Here is a 16642-nt window from a genome sequence, read left to right as displayed (position 1 = left end):
GCGGCGAGCGCGGCGGGGATGCCGCCCGACAGCGCGAGCGCCCCGGCGCTCGCGGACATGGCCAACATGAACTGGCGGCGGTTCATTGCTCGATCCTCCATGGTGGTGCCCTCCTTTTCGGTGGGGACAGCAGGACCTGCGGAGACGAACGCCCCCGTCCAGCCGCAACGGGACACTCCGCATGCTAGTCGCTCCGTCCGCGCCGACCCACACCCCACACCACTCTATCTGTACCTCTCCCCTGCAATTCGTTCCCTCGCCCCGTCCGTTCGTCCGAACCCGCCGGTCCGGGTGTGGGACGTGGCGCACCAGAACGGTGCGCCTGCCCGCCGCCCGCACCAGAATGCTCTGACACGCCGGTTGGGCCCAGTTTCACAATCCGTTGCCACGTGGCAGCTTGCGAGCTTCACCCAAGCTGGTGCGGATTGGTCCGCTCCATGCCTTTACCGCTGCCGAACCGAGTCATGCACGAGGGGGGGCTGAGGGGCAGCGGCGGCTGGGGAGTCCGGGTGATCCGGGTCCCCTCCTCCTCCGCCCCGTTCCTTCTCGTTTGCACGGCCGGCGTTCGCGGCGGGCACCGGAGCCTGCCGCCCGTGATGGCGTGGCAGCCTCCTCCAACAGCGGGGCGCCGCTCCCTTTCGGCCCCATCCACACCGCAGTGCAAGGAGAACCAATGCGCCACCTCCGTCCCATCCTCGCCGTCGGCGCGATCGCCGCCGCGGCGGCCTGCTCCGACGGCAGCCCCAACCCGGCCAGCCCGTCGGCCCGCCCGCAGGGCCGTCTCGCGCCGGTGCTCTCGGCCGGGTTCAACGCCAAGGTCGTGCCCAACAGCTACATCGTGGTGCTGAAGCAGGGCGCCGACGCCCGCTCGGTCGCGTCGGCCACCGGGGCCAGCCCCCGGTTCGTGTACGGCGCCACCATCAACGGCTTCGCGGGCGACCTGAACGCGGGGCAGATCAACGCGCTGCAGCACAACCCGGCGGTGGACTACATCGAGCCGAACGCCGAGGTGCACGCCACCACCACGCAGTCCAGCCCGGACTGGGGCCTGGACCGCCTGGACCAGCGCACCCTCCCGCTGAGCGGCACGTACACCTACACGCCCACGGGCGCGGGCGTCACGGCGTACATCGTGGACACCGGCATCAACGCGGCGAACGTGGACTTCGGCGGGCGCGCGTCGGTGGGCTTCGACGCGGTGGGCGACGGGCGCAACGGCGTGGACTGCAACGGGCACGGCACGCACGTGGCCGGCAGCGTGGGCGGCACCACCTACGGCGTGGCCAAGGGCGTGAAGATCGTGGCCGTGCGCGTGCTGGACTGCAACGGCAGCGGCACCGACGCCACCGTGATCGCCGGCCTGAACTGGGTCGCCAACAACCACGTGTCGCCCAGCGTGGCGAACATGTCGCTGGGCGGCAGCAGCATCTCCACCACCATGAGCAATGCGGTGCGCAACGCCATCGCGGCGGGCACGCTGTTCGCCGTGGCCGCCGGCAACGACAACGTCTCGGCCTGCACCGAGTCGCCGGGCGACGTGACCGAGGCCCTGGTCGTGGGCGCCAGCACCAGCACCGACGCGCGCGCCTCGTACAGCAACTGGGGCACCTGCGTGGACCTGTTCGCCCCGGGCGACAACATCAAGTCGACCTGGATGGGCAGCACCACCGCCACCAACACCATCAGCGGCACCAGCATGGCGTCGCCGCACGTGGCCGGCGTGGCCGCCCTGTACCTCCAGGGCAACCCGACCGCGACCCCCGCCACGGTGCACAGCGCCATCGTGAGCACCGCCAGCATCAACCACCTCACGAGCATCGGCACGGGCTCGCCCAACAAGCTGCTCTCCTCCCTCCTCACCGTCGAGGCGGGCGGCGGAACCGGCGGCGGCACGGACCCGTGCACGGCCTGCACCAAGTACACGGGCAGCCTGGCGGCGGCCGGCGTGGCGTACCAGCCCAACGGCACGTACTACCTGAGCAACGTGAGCGGCACGCACAAGGGCTGGCTCCAGGGCCCGACGGGCACCGACTTCGACCTGTACCTGCTGAAGTGGAACGGCAGCTCGTGGGTCACCGTGGCCAGCTCGGCCGGCAGCACCAGCACCGAGAGCATCTCGTACGCCGGCACGTCGGGCTACTACATGTGGGAGATCGACGCCTACAGCGGCAGCGGCGCGTACAGCGTGTGGCTGCAGCACCCGTAGTCCCCGCCCCGGCCGCCTGACGGCCGAGGGTTGAACGAGACGGAGCCGCGTCCCCCCCGGGGGCGCGGCTCCTTCGCTTGCCCGCCGAATCGGGCACCGCATCGGGTGATCGGGTGATCGGGTGATCGGGGTGTGGATGTTGATCTCGGAGAGCGGAACGGAGATGATCGGCCGATGGCGAAGGATGCAATACGACGGACGGCGAAGGCAGAGGATCGAGGGGGACGATGCGAACGGACGCAATCTTCCGCCGATCCGTATACAACTGTTTCCTTCCGCCTCATCCGAAACGGTCTGACGAGGTTCGTTTGCGGTCAGTGGGATGCACCAGATCGGTGCAGGAACAGATGGTGTGCACTAGAATGGTAACATGTCATACGACAGACCGCATCGCTATCCATATTACGCACAACCGTTTGACCTAACGGCCGCCATGGCCCGTGAAGTGCCTTTCAGCCGGGCACTCGAGACCCTCCTCTTCCCGGCGAGATCCAGGCGCGGCTCCATTCCGCGGCCGGATGAATGCCGTTCACGACGGCGGAGAGACAGGCTCGGGTTCGTCCCTCCGCCGCGCTGCGGAGAGGGATGGGCGGCGCCGGGCCTCTCCGGCGCCGCGAGCTCATCATCCTCGTTACAGGAGACGCCATGCGCCACGCCCGCCACCTGCTGGTCATCGCCGCCGCAATCGCCGCCGCGGCCTGCTCGGACGAGCAGACCTCGCCCGTCGCCCCCCGCCAGGGCGGCGCCGCGGCCCCGCTCCTCGCCGCCGCCCCCGGCCGCGAGGTCGCCGGTTCGTACATCGTCTCGCTCAAGCCGGGCGCCGACGCGCGCTCGGTCGCAGCCGTCGCGCGCGTCAAGCCGGCGCGCGTGTACTCCGCCGCCATGAACGGCTTCGCCGTGCAGCTCACCGCGGGCCAGCTCACCGCGCTGCGCCACGACCCGAACGTGCAGTACGTGGAGCAGGACCAGGTGATGCACGTGGCCACCACGCAGTCGGGCGCCACGTGGGGCATCGACCGCATCGACCAGCGCAACCGGCCGCTGAGCGGCACCTACAACTACACGTCCAACGGCGCGGGCGTGAAGGTGTACATCATCGACACCGGCATCCAGGCCAGCCACCCGCAGTTCGGCGGCCGCGCATCGGCCGTGTACGACTACGCGGGCGGCAGCGGCGCGGACTGCAACGGCCACGGCACCCACGTGGCGGGCACCATCGGCTCGTCCACCTACGGCGTGGCCAAGGGCGTGACCCTGCGCGCCGTGCGCGTGCTGGACTGCAACGGCAGCGGCACCGTGTCGGGCATCATGGCGGGCGTGGACTGGGTTCGCGTGAACGCGGTGCACCCGGCGGTGGCGAACATGTCGGTGGGCGGCGGCCTGTCGTCGTCGCTGAACACGGCGGTCACGAACATGATCAACTCGGGCGTGTTCACGGCCGTGGCCGCGGGCAACGAGAACCAGAACGCCTGCAACACCTCGCCCGGCAGCGCCTCGGGCACCCTCACGGTGGCGGCCTCCACCAGCACCGACGCGCGCGCCACGTACAGCAACTACGGCGGCTGCGTGGACGTGTACGCGCCGGGCTCCAGCATCACCTCGACCTGGATCAACGGCGGCACCAACACCATCAGCGGCACCTCGATGGCCTCGCCGCACGCGGCGGCCGTGGGCGCGCTGTACAAGAGCACGTTCGGCGACGCCGCGTCGTCGACGATCGTGAGCTGGATCATCAACAACTCCACCGCGAACGTGATCACGGGCAACCCCGCGGGCACGCCCAACCGGCTGCTCTACAAGTCCACGCTGTAACGGTGGATGCAGGGCGCGGGGCTCCCACCGGAGCCCCGCCGCGGGGCCGCGGCGGTTTGCCGCGGCCCCGCGCGTTTTGGGGCACGGGCGCGCGCCGCCGCACCGCATGGAACGGGACCATCGCTGGTGCGCTCCGTGATTGCGTGGCCGTGGGGCGCGTGGTATATTCGCGTGACTTTCCCTCATCACGCCCCCATCTCATTGCCCTTGAAGGTTCTCCTACTCGACGCGGATCGAAGCGTCGGTCGAACGCTCGAACCGGAGCTGGACGACGCGGAGCTTCATGCCGCCCAGGGGCTCACCGACGGGCTGCGGCTCCTCGGCTCGGGCGTCTGGGACCTGATCCTGCTCGACTCGGACTTCTCGGGCGCGGGCATGGAGCTGCTGGGACGGCTGCGCGAGGATTCCGCGGCCGTCCCGGTCGTGCTGCTCACCAGCCATCCCTCGATGGACCTGGCGATGGAGGCGATCCGGCACGGCGCGCACGACGTGCTGGCCAAGCCGCTTCCGCGCGGGCGCGTTCGCGAGATCGTGACCGGCATCGAGGAGGTGCGGCGCATGCGCCCCCTCCCCGCCGAGGTGCCGGACGAGGGCGTGATCGTGGGCTCCAGCCCCGGCATGATGGGCGTGTTCAAGGCCATCGCCAAGGCCGCCAGCAGCGACGCCACGGTGCTGGTGCTCGGCGAGAGCGGCACGGGCAAGGAGATGGTGGCGCGGGTGCTCCACTCGCGCAGCAAGCGGGCGCGGGGCGCGTTCGTGGCCATCAACTGCGCCGCCATCCCGGAGAACCTGCTGGAGAGCGAGCTGTTCGGGCACGAGAAAGGGGCCTTCACCGGCGCCATCGGCCGCCGTGTGGGCCGCTTCGAACGCGCCAGCGGCGGGACGCTCTTCCTGGACGAGATCGGCGACATGTCGCTGGCGCTGCAGAGCAAGATCCTGCGCGCGCTCCAGGAGCGCGAGATCGAGCGCGTGGGCGGCGCCTCGCCGGTGCCCATCGACGTGCGGATCGTGGCCGCCACCAACCGCGACCTGTCCGAGGCCGTGCGCGAGGGCCGCTTCCGCGAGGACCTCTTCTACCGTCTCGCCGTCGTCACGCTGAACCTGCCGCCGCTGCGCGACCGCGGCGCGGACCTGGACCTCCTGGCGTCGCACCTGGTCGCACGCTACGCCCGCGAGCACGGCCGGCCCATCCGCGCGATGGCCGAGGAGGTGTTCACCGTGCTCCGCGCGCACCACTGGCCGGGCAACGTGCGCCAGCTGCGCAACGCCATGGAGCGCGCGGTGGTGATGGCCGAGGGCAGCGTCCTCCTCCCGCAGCACCTTCCCGCCGACGTCGCCAGCCCGCAGAACGCCGCCCGCCCCGCCGCGACGGACGAGGTGCCCCTCTGCACGCTGGAGGAGATGGAGCGCCGCATGATCCGGCGCGCGCTCAGCGAGACGGGCAACAATCTCACGGTCGCCGCCGAGCGCCTGGGCATCCACCGCAACACCCTCCGCCGCAAGATCGCCGAGTACGGGCTGGGAGAGGTCTAGACTCGATCCGGGGCGCGTCTCCCGAAGAAATCCGAGATGATCTGCGATGCCCAGGCGGTGTCGCTGCGGAGAGGTGCCCCCTCCCCCGGCCCCTCCCCCGCAAGCGGGAGAGGGGAGAACTGCTTGCGGGGTGAGGTTTGCGCTATTCGGATGGGAGATGGGGAACCGAACTTTCAGAGCCTTGGTTTGTCGATGTGCCTCTGCTGCGACCGCCACCTCGGCCTCGTGGTGAATTGGATCGGGACGCACCTCGGCGTCACCGCCTCCCTCGGAGCCCTGGCACCCCGTAACCCCTGCTCCCACTGTGGAATAAGCTCCCCTCTCCCGCTTGCGGGGGAGGGGCTGGGGGAGGGGGCACCCCCACCGCCCACGATACCATCCCGGCATCCCGCGCGACGTGCGAATCCGACACGCCGCCACACACGGCGAAGACACACGCAAGGCATTGCAGGTGGCGGTCGGCCGGAACCACGGCGTGCTTCCTGGCGGCGGGAACCGCGCCGTTTGACTTTGGGGCACCGGGCGCGAAGATTGCTCTTTCTGCGACCAACAAACATCCGCGGCATCGCCGCGCCGCAGCCGGGCACAGCCGCCCGGCCGCCGTGCGTTCCAGCCGCCGTCCCACCCCTCAGCGGGTCCCTTGCACCTCTCGCCGCGCCGCACGCTTCCCGCACTGTTCGCCGCCCTGCTCGCGGGCGCGGCGCCGCGCCCGGCATGGGCGTCGGCGGCGGGCGAGGTGGTGTGCGAGACGGGGCGCATCTCCGAGATCTTCGTAGACAACAACTCGGTGTTCCAGGTGGGCAGCCAGGACCTGGAGCCGCGCTTCAACTGGGCGTACCGGCTCGCGAACCGCATGCACGTGCGCACGCGCGAGGACGTGATCCGCCGCGAGCTGCTGTTCCGCGAGGGCGACTGCTACGACCCCGCGCTGCTGGAGGACTCCGAGCGCGTCCTCCGCTCCGCCGCCTTCATCGCCGACGCGGACGTGTTCGCGGTCAAGCAGGCCGACGGCACCTACCACGTGGTCGTGGAGACGCGCGACGAGTGGTCCACCCGCCTGGAGCCGCAGCTGGAGTCCGGCGCGGCGGTGGGGCTGCGCGGCGCGGAGCTGCGCGAGGACAACCTGCTGGGCACCGGCCAGCACGTCTCCGCCTTCTTCCGCGAGGCGCACCACGAGCGCGTGTACGGCGCGAGCTACGGCACGCCGCAGCTCTTCAAGAGCCACCTGCGCCTGGACATGGGCGTGGCGCGCACGCCCGTGGGCTTCAGCGCCGAGGAGCGGCTGGCGTACCCGTTCCGCGGCGAGGCCGGCCGCTTCGCCGTGCGCGAGCAGGTCACGCACGAGGAGGACTACTTCGAGTTCTACCGCGCGCGCGACGGCCGGCTGGAGCAGTACCTCTTCCCGCAGCGGCGGCGCTCGTTCGACCTCAGCGGCGTGGTGCGCATCGGCCAGCGCGGGAACCTGACGCTGTTCGGGCTGGGGTTCACGGGCGACTGGGTCGCGTACCCGCGCGGCGGCGCCCTCGTATCCACCGACCCCAGCCGCCCGCCGCTGCCCGCGGCGGACTCCGGGCTGGCGGGGCTGGACTCGGTCTCCAACGTCCGCGTCGTATTCCTGGCCGGGCAGCGCAACGTGCACTTCGACCGGCGGCGCGCGCTGGACGCCGTGCGCGGCACCGAGGACGTGCGCCTGGGAGCCGAGGTGGAGCTGGGCATCGGCCGCAGCCTCACCGCCATCTCCACCGACGACGACGTGGCGATGGACCTGGGCATCTTCGCCAGCGGCGACCTGCCCGGCGGCGTGCTGATGGGCGGGCGCATGACCGTGCAGGGCAACCGCGACTTCGCCGTCGCGGGCGACACGTCGGAGTGGCGCAACGTGTTCGGGCAGGCCGACGTGTGGGCGTACTGGCGGCCCTCGCCGGAGTCGCGGCACACGCTGGTTGCGGCGGTCAGCGGCATCGGCGGGTGGCACGTGGACGTGCCGTTCCAGGTCACGCTGGGCTCGCGCGCGGGCCTGCGCGGCTACACGCGCCAGGTCGCCACCGGCGGGCGCCGCGCCGTCGCCACGCTCGAGGAGCGCACCTACCTGGGCTGGCCCTTCCCGCGGCTCTTCGACCTGGGCACGGCGGTGTTCGTGGACGCGGGGCGAAGCTGGGCGGGCGGCGACCGCTTCGCGACCAACTCCAAGCTCGAGGCCAGCGGCGGGTTCGGGCTGCGGATGGCGTTCCCGCCGGGCTCGCGGCGCACGTACCGGCTGGACGTGGCGGCGCCCGTCACCGGCGGCTTCAAGGCGCGCAACCTCCAGATCACCATCGGCATCGGCCAGGCGGTGGGCCGCGGCGCCGTGGGCGACGACTCGCAGATCACCCGCAGCGCGCGCCCGGCGCTCAGCGCCTCGGTCTTCTCCTACCCGAACTGACGCGCCGCCGCTCATCTCCCGTCGCCACGCATGCCGGACGGCGGTAGGACGTGAGATGTGAATCGACGGATGATTGGGCGATGTGGATCGGCGGATGGGCGTCGGCGCGATGTCGTTCGGGAGATGTGGGTCGGCCGAGCTCGATGACCGAGATTCGACGGCCGATGAGGGATGATGGACAGGTCTGCGTCGGAAGATGTACGCCGCGAGGGGATCGGCGCACCGTGGTAGCCCGCTGACGCGGGCTTTGCTCGTTTGTGGGCCCGGCGGATGCGTCCGGAGGCGGCGGATCGGCCGGGCGGATCGACATCTGCCGAGATGCAGGCCGGCGCATTCGATGTGGAACGCGAAGCTTCACGGGGGAGAAGACGACGGGATGACAGAGCTTCGTTTGACGTTGTATCGCGCGGCCTGGGTGCTGCCGGTCGCTTCCGCACCCATCCGCGACGGCGCGGTGCTGGTCGCGGCAGACGGCACCATCGCCGCCGTGGGCCCGACCGCTGCCATCGGCGTGGTCGAGGGCGCGGAGGTCGTGGACCTGGGCGAGGCCGCGCTGATGCCCGGCCTGGTGAACGTGCACGCGCACCCCGAGCTGGCGCTCTTCCGCGGCGGGCTGGATGACCTGGCGTTCCGCGACTGGATCCTCCGCCTCGTCGGCGCCAAGCGGGCCGCGCTGGTGGACGCGGACTACGACGTGGCCGCCCGCTGGACGATGGTCGAGGCGCTACGAGCCGGCATCACCACGCTTGCCTGCACCGAGATGTCCGCCGCCGCCGTTGGGGCGATGGCCGAAGCCGGCGTGCGCGGCCTCGTCTACCGCGAGGTCTTCGGTCCCGATCCGGCGCAGGTGGACGGTTCCATGGCAGACCTCCGCTCCGCCGTGGACGTGCTCCGATCGGCCGAGACGGACCTCGTGCGCATCGGCATCTCGCCGCACGCGCCGTACACCGTGTCCGACGGCCTCTTCCGCGCCTCCGCCGGGTACGCGCTCGCCGAGGGGCTGCCCGTCGCCATCCACGCCGCCGAATCCGCAGTGGAGACCGATCTGGTGACGCGCGGCGAGGGAGACTTCGCGCCGGGGCTGCGGGCGCGCGGCATCGACACGCCCGTGCGCGGCACGTCCACCATCGAGATGCTGGACCGGCTGGGCGTGCTGAAGACGCGGCCGCTGCTCATCCACTGCGTGCGGCTGAGCGCGGACGACATCTCCCGGCTGGCCGACAGCGGCTCGTCGGTCGCGCACTGCCCGGTCGCCAACGCGCGGCTGGGGCACGGCACCGCGCCGTACGTGGAGCTGCGCGAGGCGGGCATCGAGGTCGGCCTGGGCACGGACTCCGTGGGCAGCAACAACCGACTGGACCTGCTGGAGGAGGCCCGCATCGCGTCCATCCTGCACCGCGCCCGCCTGGGCTCGCACGACTACATGCCGGCTTCCGATCTCCTGCGCTTGGCCACACTGGACGGCGCGCGCGTGCTGGGGCTGGACGCGCGCATCGGCACGCTGGAGCCGGGCAAGGACGCCGACCTGTGCGCCGTCTCGCTCGCCGCGCCGCACGTGCGCCCCGTGCACGACCCCGTCTCGGCCGTCTTCCACGCCGCGCGCGGCAGCGACGTGGTGCTGGCGACGGTCCGCGGCCGCGTGCTCCAGCGGGGCGGGGAAGTGCTGACGCTGGATGCCGCCGCGCTCGCGCCGCAGGTGGACGAGGCGGCCGTGCGGCTGGCGCGGGCACTGCCGTGAGCGCGCCCGGGATGCCGGCCATCGCCCCGCCGGCGGGCAGCGAGCGCCAGCGCGACGTGCGGCGCGTGCTCACCATCATGCTGGTGCTGAACGTGCTGCTGGTGCTGGGCAAGGCGTTCGCCGGCTGGCGCGCGCACTCGCTGGCGGTGGTCGGCGGCGCCATCGACAGCGGCGTGGACACGCTCACGACCGTGCTGTCGCTGGTGCTGGCGCGCGTCGCCTCGCAGGAGCCGGACGAGAAGCACCCGTACGGCCACGCCAAGTTCGAGACGCTGGGGGCGCTGGCCGTCGTGGCCTTCCTCTCCATCACCGTCTTCGAGCTGATCCGCGGCGCCGTCGCGCGGCTCATCGAGGGAGGGCACGAGACGGTGGATACCTCTGTGGCGGTGTGGGTGATGGGCGGCTCGCTGGTGGTGGGCCTGATCGGCTCCATCTACGAACGGCGCCAGGGCGTGCAGCTTCGCAGCGACCTGCTCGTGGCGGACGCCACGCACCAACGCGCCGACGTGTACGTGACGCTGGCCGTCCTCGCGGGCCTGCTGCTCACCCACGCGGGCTTTCCCACGGCAGATGCGTGGACCACGCTCTTCGTCGCCTTCCTGATCGCCCGCACGGGCTGGGAGATCATCGTCAACACCGTGCCCGTGCTCGTGGACGAGCGCGCTGTGGAGGCGGCGGAGATCACCCGCGTGGCCGAGGCGGCCCACGGAGTCCACGCCGTGTACGACGTGCGCTCGCGCGGCCGCCAGGGCGAGATGTTCGCCGAGCTGACCATCGCCGTGGGCGCGGGGATCGACGTGGAGACGGCGCACGAGATCGCCGACACCGTGGAGCGGGACCTGGCCGAGCGGCTGGGCGCGCGCGGCGTGATCGTGCACGTGGAGCCCATGTCGCGGCGCCCCGGGCGGGACCGGGCCGAGTGACCGCCCCGCCGCGCCGGTCCGGCCGGGAGCTGATGGATGCGCTGGAGCAGGACCCGGCGCAGCTCGACGTCAGCCTCGCGGACCTGCGCGCCGTGAACCGCTGGCTCGGCGGCACGCGCACCGTCATGCGCCACCTGCGGCCGATGGTCCGCCGGCTGGGCCGCCCGTCCGTCCGCATCCTCGACGTCGCCACGGGCTCGGCAGACATCCCGCTCGCGGTCTCCGCCTGGGCTCGCCGCGCCGGCATCGCCGCCCAGATCGTCGCTACCGACAACCATCCCACGACGCTCCGCCTCGCCGCCGAAGCCGTGGCGCACGACCCATCCATCCGTGTCGAGCCCGCGGACGCGCTGCACCTGCCGTACGCGGACGATGCGTTCGATTTCGCGCTGTGCTCCACCGCTCTGCACCACTTCGACGAGCGGGAGGATGCGGTCCGCGTCCTCCGCGAGCTGGACCGCGTGGCCGCGCACGGCGTGATCGTCAACGACCTCGCCCGCTCGCGCCCCGCGTACCTCGGCGCGAGGCTGCTGGCGCTGACGTTCTGGCGCACGCACCCCGTCACACGCCACGACGGCCCGCTCTCCGTCCTCCGCGCCCTTACGCCGGGCGAGATGCGCGCCCTGGCCCGCGACGCCGGCCTCGCCGCCGCGCGCGTCCACGCCCACTTCCCCTTCCGCCTCGCCCTCGTCATCGACCGCACCCGGACCGGCAGATGAACAGCCTCGCTCCCCGCCAATCCTGCACCTGTAGGGGTGCGATTCATCGCATCCGAGGTGCTTCGGCGTGGGATGCGGTGCGGATTGGGGACAGCCGTGCACACGGCTGGCTGGCGGTTGAAACCGCGGCAACGACTGCGCAAAGTCCGCCTTCGCGGACTAACTCCAAGAGCGTCCGTCGTGTAGGCAGCGTCCGCAGCGCGCAGATGGTTCAACAACCCTCCCCCAGGCAGTTTTGGGGGAGGGTAGCGAGCCTAAGCGAGCTGGGAGGGGGCCCCGTTGTTTGACGCCGTCGTAGTCGGCGGTGGGCCTGCGGGCTCGGCGTTCGCGGCGCGGATGGCGTGGCTGGGGCATCGCGTGCTCGTCCTGGACCGGGCGGAATTTCCCCGGCGGAAGCCGTGCGGCGAGTGCGTGAACCCGGCCGCAGTGGCGGCGCTGGACGCGCTCGGCGTGCTGCCCGCCGTGGAGGCGCAGGCGCATTCGGAGCTGCGGGCGTGGCGCATCTCCGGCGCGGGCGGCGAGCGGTTCGAGGGCGCGTTCCCGGACGGCGTGGGCGGGTTCGCGATTCCGCGCGAGACGCTGGACGAGGTGCTGCTCGACCACGCCCGCGCCGCCGGAGCGGAGGTGCGCACCGGCGCGCACGTCGTCGACCTCGTGCGCGAAGGCGGGCGCGTGTGTGGCGTCGTCGTGGAGCATCCCGGCGGCGAGGCGGAGGAGATCCGCGCGCGTCTCGTCGTCGGCGCGGATGGGCTGCGGTCCGTCGTCCTCCGCCGCCTGAACTTGCTCCGCCGCTCGCCGCGCCTTCGGAAGATCGCGCTCACCGCGCACGTCCGCGGCCTGCCGCCGCTGGGCGGATATGGCGAGCTGCGCGTGGAGACAAACGGCTGCGTGGGCATCGCCGAGGTGGGCGGCGGCCTCTGCAACGTCACCGTCGTCGTGACGGGAGATGCGGGGCGGGAGATGCGCGGCCACCCCGCGGACTTTTTCGACGCCGCGCTCGCCCACCACGGCTTCGCGGATGCGCGGCGTGTGGACGAGGTGCTGGCGACCGGCCCGTTCGACTGGCCCGTCCGGCGCGCCGTCGCGGACGGTGCCCTTCTCGTGGGCGACGCGGCGGGATACTATGATCCGTTTACGGGGCAGGGTATCTTCCGCGCCCTCCGCGGCGCCGAGCTGGCCGCCCGGACGGCGGATGCCGCCCTCCGCGCGGGCGACACGTCCGCCGCGGCCCTGGCGCCATACGAGCGCGCCCGTCGCCGCGCCTTCGCGTCCGGCGAGCGGATGCAGCACGTGGTGGAAGCCTTCGTATCGCGCCCGCCGCTGCTGCGCGCGGTCGCCATCCGCTTCGCCCGCCACCCCGCCCTGGCCGACGCGCTCATCCGCGTCACCGGCGACGTGGCCCCGGCACGCTCGCTGCTGCGCCCCTCCATCCTCGCGCGGCTCCTGGCCTGAGACGAGGCGAGCCGCAGCGAAAGGAATCGCGCGACGCAGTGTCGTCGCCGGCGCGTCCGAAGCGCAGGGATGCCCCAGAGCGAGTCCCCGCAGGGGGACTTCGTGCCTTTGTTGCCGCGGCTTCAGCCGCCCGGGGCGATTTCTCCGGTGCTGTACATCTGCCCGTCGCGCTGCCGGCGGACTTGCTGACCCCGGACCGCCGCGCATCTCCCGAACCGAACGCGATCACCGAACCGTGCTGATCGACATCTCCCGTCCCGTCGTGACCGGCACGCCCGTCTGGCCGGGCGACGCACCGTGCTGCGTCGCGTGGACCATGCTGCGCAGCGAAGGTGAGACGGTGAACGTGGCCGAGCTGCGCATGAGCGCCCACACCGGCACCCACGCGGACGGCCCGTTCCACGTCTCGGACCAGGGCGTGCGAATCGGCGCCGCGCCGCTGGAGGCGTACGTCGGGCCCGCGCTGGTGGTGGACGCGCGCGGGCACACGTCCATCGGCGCGGCGCTCGCCGGGCTGGCGGTGGAGCGCTGGCGGCCGGAGCGGGTGCTCTTCCGCACCGGCGCGTGGACGGACCCGGCGGTCTTCCCCATGAGCTTCGCCGCCATCGAACCTGAGGCGGCGCGGATCCTTGCCGCCGCGGGCGTTCGCCTCGTAGGCACCGACGCGCCCTCCGTAGACGCGTTCGACTCGAAGGACCTCCCGACGCACAACGTGTTCGGAGACGCGGGGATCGCCATCCTCGAGAACCTGCTGCTCGACCACGTCGGGGCGGGCGAGTACGAGCTGATCGCCCTCCCGCTGCGCTTGGACGAGGCCGACGCATCGCCCGTCCGCGCCGTGCTGCGCACGCTGTGAGCGCGCCCGCCTTCCGCACGGTGCTGGCGCCCAACCCGTCGCCCATGACGCTGGACGGGTCGCGCACCTTCATCGTCGGCCGCAGCCGGCCGGCGGTGATCGATCCCGGCCCCAACCTTCCCGGCCACGTGGCTGTCATTCTCGCCGCGCTGGGAGATGCGAAGCCCGTCGCGATCCTCCTCACCCACGCGCATCCCGACCACTCCGAAGCCGCGCCCGCGCTCCGCGAGGCCACCGGCGCCCCCGTGATGATGGCCCGCGGTGCGCTCTGGATGCCGTTCGGCCAGGACGTCGTGGACCGATGGCTGGCGGACGGCGATGCGGTCGATACGGACGCGGGGCCGGTGGAGGCGCTGGCGACGCCGGGGCACGTGCCCGAGCACCTGGCCTTCCTGTGGCGCGGCCCGGAAGCTGCGGCGGGCGGGGCCCTCTTCGCCGGGGACCTCTTCATGGGCGCCGGGGATACCACACTGGTGGCACCGCCGGAGGGCGACCTGGCCGCGTATCTACGGTCCCTGGACGCGGTTGAGCGCGCCGCGCCCGCCGTCCTCCTGCCGTCGCACGGCCCGGAGATCGCCGACGCGGCGGCGGCCGTCGCGCGCTACCGGGCGCACCGCATGGACCGCATCGCGCAGGTCCGCGCCGCGCTGGCGAAGACGGGCCCCGCGCGGCCGGGCGAGCTGCTGGACGCGGTCTACGGAGATGCGCTGCACCCCGCGCTCCGCCCGGCGGCCGAGGGGTCGCTGCTCGCCATACTCGAATACCTGCGGTCCATCGGGGAAGCCCGCGAGCTTCCCGGCCGCGCCTTCACACTCGCCGGAAGCCGATGAGCCAACCCAGGGTCAGCACCGTGGACGCAGCGCTCGCGCAGGCGCTGGACCGCATCCGCCCGGAGGCGATTGACGCGCACCTGCGCTTCCTGTCGCACCCGCTCATGGAGGGGCGCGCGCCGGGCACCCGCGGCGGCCGCACCGCGCAGGAGTACATCCGCGCGCAGATGCGCCGCATCGGCCTGGAGCCGGCGGGCGGCTCGTACGTGCAGCCCGTGCCCATGGTGGGCCTCGACCCGCATCCCGAGCTGAGCTTCACTGCGGGCGGGCAGACCATCGAGCCCATCTACCGCGACGACTACGTGCTGCGCTCCGGCGTGCCGCGCGAGCAGGTGGAGACCGACGCGGAGCTGGTGTTCGTCGGCTACGGCATCACCGCGCCGGAGTACGGGTGGGACGACTACGAGGGCGTGGACGTGCGCGGCAAGGTGCTGCTGATGCGCGTGAACGATCCCGGCACCGAGGCGACGCCCGGCTTCTTCGGCGGCAAGGCGCTCACGTACTACGGCCGCTGGACGTACAAGTACGAGGAAGCGTCCCGCCGCGGGGCCGCAGGGGCGATCCTCATCCACACCGACGACTCCGCCGGCTACGGCTGGAACGTGGTGCGCACCTCCAACACCGGCGTGCAGTACGACCTGGCGGGCGAGCCCGAGCTGCCGCTGGACGTGCGCGGTTGGATCTCCAGCCCCATGCTCCGCCGCGTCCTGACCGCCGCCGGGCTGGACCTCGACGACCTGCTCCGCCGGTCCGAAGAGTTCGAGTTCGCCCCCGTCCCCACGGGCGTCCGCGTCCACGCCCGCGTCCAGAGCGACGTGCGGCCGGTGGAGACGGCCAACGTCGTGGGCCTCCTGCCCGGCAGCGACCCGGCGCGCGCGAACGAGCCCGTCATCCTGGCCTCGCACTACGACCACCTGGGCATGACGGTGGATGAGGACGGGACGGCGGCCATCTACCACGGCGCGTACGACAACGCCAGCGGCGTCGCCGTCCTGCTCGCCATCGCGGAAGCCGCGGCGTCCATGCCGGACCGGCCGGCCAGGCCGATGCTCTTCATGAGCACGACGGCGGAGGAGTCCGGCCTGCTCGGCTCGGAGTGGTACGCCCGCAACCCGCTCTTCCCGCTCGCGACCACGGCGGCGATGCTCAACGTGGACGGCGCCAACCTCTTCGGCCGCACGCACGACGTAGGTCCGCTGGGCGCCGACCGGTCCGATCTCGGCGACGTCGTCAGCCAGGCCGCGGCCGACGAGGGGATGCACGTGGCCCCCGAGGCGCACCCGGAGCAGGGGATGTTCTTTCGGCAGGATCACTTTCCGCTCGCCCGCGCAGGCGTGCCCGCCCTCGCGATGGACCACGGCATGGACTACGAGGGCCGCCCGCGCGGCTGGGGCGAGCAGCAGCACGCGGACTTCGTGGCCAACCACTACCACCAGCCGTCGGACGCGTACCGCGACGACTTCGACTACTCCGGCGCGCTCCAGCAGGCGCGCATCCTTCTCCGCACGGCCGTGGCCGTCGCGAGCGCGGACGAGCTGCCGCAGTGGAGCCCCGGCGCGGAGTTCGCCCGGAGATGAGAAGCCGCGGCCCTGCATCCTCCGATCCCCTCGACCGGCGCAATCCTCCGCCCGCGGAGGGCCGTACCGCGCGATGAACCCCGTGGTCCCACGCCATCCCGGCCTGGAAGCGCTCCCGGACGGCTTCTGCATGCTCGATCCCCAGTGGCGGCTAACGTACTGGAACGCGGCGGCGGAGTCTCTCTCCGGCGTCGCGCGCGAGCGCGCCCTGGGCTGCCTGGTGTGGGAAGCCGTGCCGGGGGTGGACGAGGCGATCCGCGAGCGGATGCAGCCGGCGATGGCGGAGGGCCGGCGCGTGGAGTACGCCCGCAGCATGCCCACCGCCATGGGGCCGCGCCTCATCTCCTTCACCGTCACGCCGGCCGACGGCGGCGTGGCCGTGCAGTTCCGCGACACCGCGGCGGACGAGCCGTCGGAGAGGCGCTATGCCAGCCTGCTGGGCTCCATCGGCGACGGCTTCCTGGCGGTGGACGCCGAGTGGCGGGTCGTGCACGTGAACGCCGCCGCACGCGAGCTGCTGGGGCTGCCGCCCGGATGGGGGCCCGGCCTGGGCCTGTGGGAGATGCTGCCGGAG

Annotated in this window: 12 protein-coding genes; all 12 read left to right on the top strand. The window is 72.4% G+C overall.

Annotated elements, in window-relative coordinates; translation table 11 throughout:
* The first annotated feature begins 673 nt into the window (after positions 1-673).
* Positions 674-2206 carry a S8 family peptidase gene (locus tag VFE05_11075; GenBank protein HET6230601.1) on the top strand — a complete coding sequence of 511 codons (1533 nt, stop codon included), beginning with the start codon at positions 674-676 and terminating at the stop codon, positions 2204-2206.
* Between the two features lie 645 nt (positions 2207-2851).
* Entirely contained in the window at positions 2852-4018 is a 1167-nt protein-coding gene (locus tag VFE05_11070) for a S8 family peptidase (GenBank protein HET6230600.1), read from the top strand.
* Between the two features lie 207 nt (positions 4019-4225).
* The gene (locus VFE05_11065) at positions 4226-5551 is read left to right on the top strand and encodes a sigma-54 dependent transcriptional regulator (GenBank protein ID HET6230599.1); all 1326 of its coding nucleotides are present in this window, start codon (positions 4226-4228) and stop codon (positions 5549-5551) included.
* A 640-nt stretch (positions 5552-6191) separates the two neighbouring features.
* A complete protein-coding gene (locus VFE05_11060; GenBank protein ID HET6230598.1) occupies positions 6192-7973 on the top strand; it encodes a BamA/TamA family outer membrane protein in 1782 nt (593 codons plus the stop codon).
* Between the two features lie 376 nt (positions 7974-8349).
* Complete coding sequence (locus VFE05_11055; protein ID HET6230597.1) at positions 8350-9711, top strand: amidohydrolase family protein; 1362 nt, start codon at positions 8350-8352, stop codon at positions 9709-9711.
* On the top strand, positions 9708-10634 hold the full coding sequence (locus VFE05_11050; GenBank protein HET6230596.1) for a cation diffusion facilitator family transporter: 927 nt from the start codon (positions 9708-9710) through the stop codon (positions 10632-10634). The genes VFE05_11055 and VFE05_11050 overlap by 4 nt, the downstream gene beginning before the upstream one ends.
* Positions 10631-11353 carry a methyltransferase domain-containing protein gene (locus VFE05_11045; protein ID HET6230595.1) on the top strand — a complete coding sequence of 241 codons (723 nt, stop codon included), beginning with the start codon at positions 10631-10633 and terminating at the stop codon, positions 11351-11353. Before VFE05_11050 ends, VFE05_11045 begins: the two co-directional genes overlap by 4 nt.
* A 279-nt stretch (positions 11354-11632) precedes the next feature.
* A complete protein-coding gene (locus VFE05_11040) occupies positions 11633-12805 on the top strand; it encodes an NAD(P)/FAD-dependent oxidoreductase (GenBank protein ID HET6230594.1) in 1173 nt (390 codons plus the stop codon).
* Between the two features lie 235 nt (positions 12806-13040).
* Complete coding sequence (locus tag VFE05_11035; GenBank protein HET6230593.1) at positions 13041-13661, top strand: cyclase family protein; 621 nt, start codon at positions 13041-13043, stop codon at positions 13659-13661.
* The gene (locus VFE05_11030) at positions 13658-14491 is read left to right on the top strand and encodes an MBL fold metallo-hydrolase (GenBank protein HET6230592.1); all 834 of its coding nucleotides are present in this window, start codon (positions 13658-13660) and stop codon (positions 14489-14491) included. Before VFE05_11035 ends, VFE05_11030 begins: the two co-directional genes overlap by 4 nt.
* Complete coding sequence (locus VFE05_11025) at positions 14488-16068, top strand: M28 family peptidase (protein HET6230591.1); 1581 nt, start codon at positions 14488-14490, stop codon at positions 16066-16068. The genes VFE05_11030 and VFE05_11025 overlap by 4 nt, the downstream gene beginning before the upstream one ends.
* A 73-nt stretch (positions 16069-16141) precedes the next feature.
* A partial coding sequence (locus VFE05_11020) for a PAS domain-containing protein (protein ID HET6230590.1) occupies positions 16142-16642 on the top strand: 501 nt, incomplete at its 3' end.

Source organism: Longimicrobiaceae bacterium (genome assembly GCA_035696245.1).
GTDB lineage: Bacteria > Gemmatimonadota > Gemmatimonadetes > Longimicrobiales > Longimicrobiaceae > DASRQW01.
The sequence above is the reverse complement of the archived record's forward strand: the minus strand, read 5'-3'. Positions and strand labels throughout refer to the sequence as shown.

Excerpts from the sequence above, each read along its gene's own strand:
- VFE05_11025 (HET6230591.1), top strand. The coding sequence starts at position 14,488 with ATGAGCCAACCCAGGGTCAGCACCGTGGACGCAGCGCTCGCGCAGGCG.
- VFE05_11070 (HET6230600.1), top strand. The coding sequence starts at position 2,852 with ATGCGCCACGCCCGCCACCTGCTGGTCATCGCCGCCGCAATCGCCGCC.
- VFE05_11055 (HET6230597.1), top strand. The coding sequence starts at position 8,350 with ATGACAGAGCTTCGTTTGACGTTGTATCGCGCGGCCTGGGTGCTGCCG.
- VFE05_11075 (HET6230601.1), top strand. The coding sequence starts at position 674 with ATGCGCCACCTCCGTCCCATCCTCGCCGTCGGCGCGATCGCCGCCGCG.